This is a genomic window from Nitrosovibrio tenuis (assembly GCF_900109785.1).
Classification (GTDB): Bacteria; Pseudomonadota; Gammaproteobacteria; order Burkholderiales; family Nitrosomonadaceae; genus Nitrosospira; species Nitrosospira tenuis_A.
This window is the reverse complement of the sequence record NZ_FOBH01000025.1, coordinates 1-4,153: the sequence shown is the minus strand read 5'-3', so window position 1 is coordinate 4,153 and position 4,153 is coordinate 1. Positions and strand designations below refer to the sequence as shown.

Annotated in this window: 4 protein-coding genes; 3 read left to right on the top strand and 1 reads right to left on the bottom strand. The window is 47.2% G+C overall.

Annotated features, from left to right (window positions below; genetic code table 11):
• Positions 1-595 precede the first annotated feature (595 nt).
• Positions 596-1,393, top strand: coding sequence for a hypothetical protein (locus BMX00_RS14200; protein WP_090829677.1), 798 nt, complete (start codon positions 596-598; stop codon positions 1,391-1,393).
• Here the strand turns inward: BMX00_RS14200 and BMX00_RS14195 are convergent, their stop codons facing one another.
• Positions 1,394-1,852 carry a hypothetical protein gene (locus BMX00_RS14195; RefSeq protein WP_090829676.1) on the bottom strand — a complete coding sequence of 153 codons (459 nt, stop codon included), beginning with the start codon at positions 1,850-1,852 and terminating at the stop codon, positions 1,394-1,396.
• Positions 1,853-2,011: 159 nt separating this feature from the next.
• Between BMX00_RS14195 and BMX00_RS14190 the strand changes: the two genes are divergently transcribed.
• Positions 2,012-2,644, top strand: a complete 633-nt coding sequence (locus BMX00_RS14190) for a recombinase family protein (RefSeq protein WP_218141566.1) — start codon at positions 2,012-2,014, stop codon at positions 2,642-2,644.
• 126 nt (positions 2,645-2,770) lie between these two features.
• Entirely contained in the window at positions 2,771-3,745 is a 975-nt protein-coding gene (locus BMX00_RS14185; RefSeq protein ID WP_090829675.1) for a PIN domain-containing protein, read from the top strand.
• Positions 3,746-4,153: the final 408 nt, after the last annotated feature.

The window sequence follows — 4,153 nt, the reverse complement described above, 5'->3', positions numbered from 1 at the left end:
TGACCCCAAGCGAATACGTTAAAACCAAGCAGGTCAGACTGCCAGAAGCGGCCAGATTCTAGTTTTGAATCCCAGCAGAATTGGGGGGACGTCACCTGCCAGAAAGTTCTACTTATTGCTTGTCTCTTAAAAAGGGGAGCTTACGCTTTATCCATTGCTAAAGCGAAAGGATATAAAGAAATAATCCAACTATTAGTTAATCATGGTGCTGAAAAATAACTTTTTCGTTACAGAAGACAATTTCATGCTAGCCGAATTAGTAAACAAATTAGGTGTTTTAATAATACGCTACTTCTTTCAAACATCGGCGCTGCATTACAGTTCGTGAATTTTTACAGGCCGTGTTGATGTAAATTGGATGCCATGACCATAATTAACCATTTATTAACCCGTTCCTGATAGCGTAAAAAGGCAATTTTTTGCAGGCGATAATATTTGTCTGCACAGATCGATTAACGGGAGGCAGGGACATTGGGGCGTGGTGTGTCCGGGATTTCATTAGCAGTGGTTCAGAATAACGCAGTTGTTCTGAACCATCGGTATGCGGTAGCATACCGCGCTTTTTCAGTGGCACGGCTCTTCCATGGAGCCGTTAATGGTTGAGCCGACCGATGCAAAATTGCGGGTTTCCGGCGGGCTGACGAATAGCTTTATTCATTGCCGCACCTGTCTGCCTGAAGAAGACTTTAATCGTCTACGCCGTGCGGAATTTACTGAAAAAGAAAACTATATTCACAACGGCCAGCTCAGCGGTTCCGTCACGAGCGTTATCGAGCGCAATTCAGCAGCCAATACAGGTCAATCCAAACAAGCCGAAGAACGTAAGTCCAAGGAGCGCCGCACAGCGCAGTTTGTCGAATTGCTTGAGCAAATGCGCGCCTCCATCAGGCAAATGGAAGCTGATGTTAAAGCATTAATAACATCCTTTGAAAAGCGGGATGGCGATGCATGGCGGGAAAAGCTGGCGCTAGATATTCTGAGCGCGGACGATATCCCGCAGCAGCAGTCAGACGAAAACATTAACGCGTACCGCAAGCGGCTGGAACAGCACCTCATCAACGAAATGCTTCACCCTGACGGAACAATAAAGGATAAATATAAAAATGATCCGAAATATGGCGACTACGCGGAATGGGCGCAGAAACAGTTCCATCTCAACAGCGCCAAGGCGTTTGTCGCGGAACTGGATGATGACAGCACCAGCCCGCAGCGCAAGGAACAACTCTTCGACGAAATGAAAGAACGCGGATTTATTCAGGAAATGGTATTTGCTGACCGCGTATCTAACAGTGTGGACACCAAGGCATCTGTACGGGATGGCTGCGACAGCCAGCATGATGAAATGCTGTCACAGGCAAGCTCTTCCAACGCTACCTTGAAATTTTTATCGTAGCTATTGGAACAGCGGGTTCGTGTTTGCGGCCCGTTTGGCAATGGTGGCAACCTGTTCCCGCACATTGTCTATCAAAAATAATTCAGTCGTTCCGCCACGAACATGAAATGAGATGCCGGCGGCGGGCGCATCGCTCTGTTCAAAAAAGAATTTGATGTTCGTCATGCCGACCTTTTTAAAATCCCGGGTGAGCACAGTCTTGATTTGATCGTCCGTAACACCGGACTGGGTTCCCATACGTACAGAAATTCCTATGCCGTTAGGATTCTTCTCCGACCATTCGCTTCCGGCAACGAGCACGCAGGGCTGTTTCCAGCAGGTGATATAGTCTTTTTTGGCGGAAAGCAGTGCCTCCTGTGCATATCCAACGGTGCCGCCAAAACCTACGAACAGAGCACCTAGAATCACCATCAAATAACTGAAAAGCTCATGTCTTTTCAGCACCTTGCGCTGTGACAAAAGGGGACCATTTTGTCACAATTCACATATCTCCTTACGGAAGAAAAACCGTCGATATGATCTGTTTTTTCGATGCGATTTTTCCATTTTAAGTTGACGGGGAACGGTTATGAAGATAGGTCAAAAGGGTCCCCTTTTGTCTATCGCTAAAGGAGCGGAATGGATAATAAGCGCAACCGCATGCTGGAAAATAAAAGCCGTGCCATTGGATACGCCCGTGTTTCGACAGAAGACCAGCATCTCGACCTTCAGATTAATGCCTTAAAGTTGGCAGGTTGCAGCGCTATTTTTGAGGATCAAGGCGTATCGGCTACCGCCAAGCGGCGTCCCGGTTTCGAGCAGGCTTTATCCAGCTTGCAGGCAGGGGATGTTTTTGTTGTCTGGAAAATGGATCGCGCCTTTCGTTCGCTCAAGAACGCGCTGAACATTCTGGAAGAGTTTGAGAACCGGGCCATCGAGTTTCGCTGTTTGACAGAAGATATCGACACCACCACCGCAATGGGAAAATGCATGTACCAGATACGTCATGCATTCTCTGAGCTGGAGCGTAATCTCATCCGAGAGCGCACCAAGGCCGGAATGGAAGCCGCACGACAACGCGGTGCGCATCTGGGCAGACCGAAGAAGCTATCCCATCCCCAGATCATCCGTTTGCAGAGCTTGTTGCAACATCAGCCCAATCTGACTCCCGTACAGATCGCAGCTCAGTTTGGTGTGTCTTCCCGCACGATCTACCGTGCATTGTCGCAATCTGCCAACGTTAAGGAAAAGCTGGCAATCAATGCCGAATAACCATAACAAAATCCAGCATTACCGTGCCTGAAAGCACCGTTACGGCGAAACGTGCAGGATTAATCAAGTTCCGGCAAAATACATCACCTAAATCGCTACGAGTGAAAATAATTACTCTTAGACATTATGCACGTTTTCATTGATACCAATATCCTACTGAACTTCTTTCATTTCACAAGGGAAGAAATTGATGCTCTGAGCAACGTATTTGCTTCTCATGAACATGGAGCAGCAAGCGTGCATTTGACAGAGCAGGTGTGTGACGAGTTTTTGCGAAACAGAGAAAGCAAGATCAAGGATGCACTGAAAAAATTCAAAGACATAAAGTTTGCGGCGCAGCTCCCCGCTTTTATGAAACAGTACGAAGAATATGAACAGATAAGACAGAAGAGCGCTGAATTACAGGAACTGGCGAAAGAAATTGCTAGGAAAGTTGATTCAGATGTGGCTGAGAATGGGCTTATAACTGACGCCCTTATCAAGGACATTTTTGACAAGAGCAATCCGATAACGACTAGCGCTGAGCTGTATGCCAAGGCCCAAATGCGCATATCACTTGGAAATCCTCCTGGAAAGAACGGTTCAATGGGAGATGCGATAAATTGGCTCGCGCTACTGGATGCCATTCCTGAAGGCGAGAATCTTTACATAGTAAGTGAAGACGGCGACTACTACTCTACCTTAGACGAGAATCGGCCGCATCCGTTTCTGAAGCAGGAATGGAAGAAAAAAAAGAAAGGTGACTTATTGGTCTACCGGACTCTGTCTGCGTTTCTTAAAGAGCACTTCGACGGTGTGGCGTTCTCATATGACAAGAACAAAGATGCTCTCATTGACAGCCTGTTCGAATCTAAATCATTTTCTGAAACGCATCATCTAATAGCTAAGCTGGAGCAGTTCGGGTACTTCTCTTTGAAAGAGGTTCAACGAATTCTGTCGGCTGCGATAACGAACAATCAATTTGGACGAATCATAGACGATAGCGATGTGTACGATTTCTTGAGGCGCGTTGCAGTTCCTCGAATGCGCAATCTTACAGACTTAGATCAGATCGAGATTTTGCAAGGGATGCTTAATTCCAAGGCAATACAAGATACTTAATTATTTGTTCAAGCCGAATGGTGCCCCAAAGATGGCTTAATAAAGCTTTAAGCGGTGAATAGAGAATAGAGGTAGTGGCACGCAAGTATATAGACGAAGCGGTTATGAGCTGTTTTGTCCTACACTGCTCACCTACCTGCCTTACGCTACGCGCAAGAGGTGCGCTGTACTACAAAATGTGCCATTTTTCCGTCCAGCGCATCTTGGCAAGGGGACCCGCTGGCGCGTCCCCGTTGCATCCCCCCGGCTATTGGCGCAGCTCAAGTCGAGCCTTCATGCGCCCTAAACGCGCCGCCGCTTTTTCACTCGCAAGTGAGGTTCCCTTGGTTTTTCGTCTTCCAACAGGTGTGATTTACGCTGACAGTTGTTTCTTCCGCTGAGCAGCCAGCCAGTCATCAAGGAACTGCA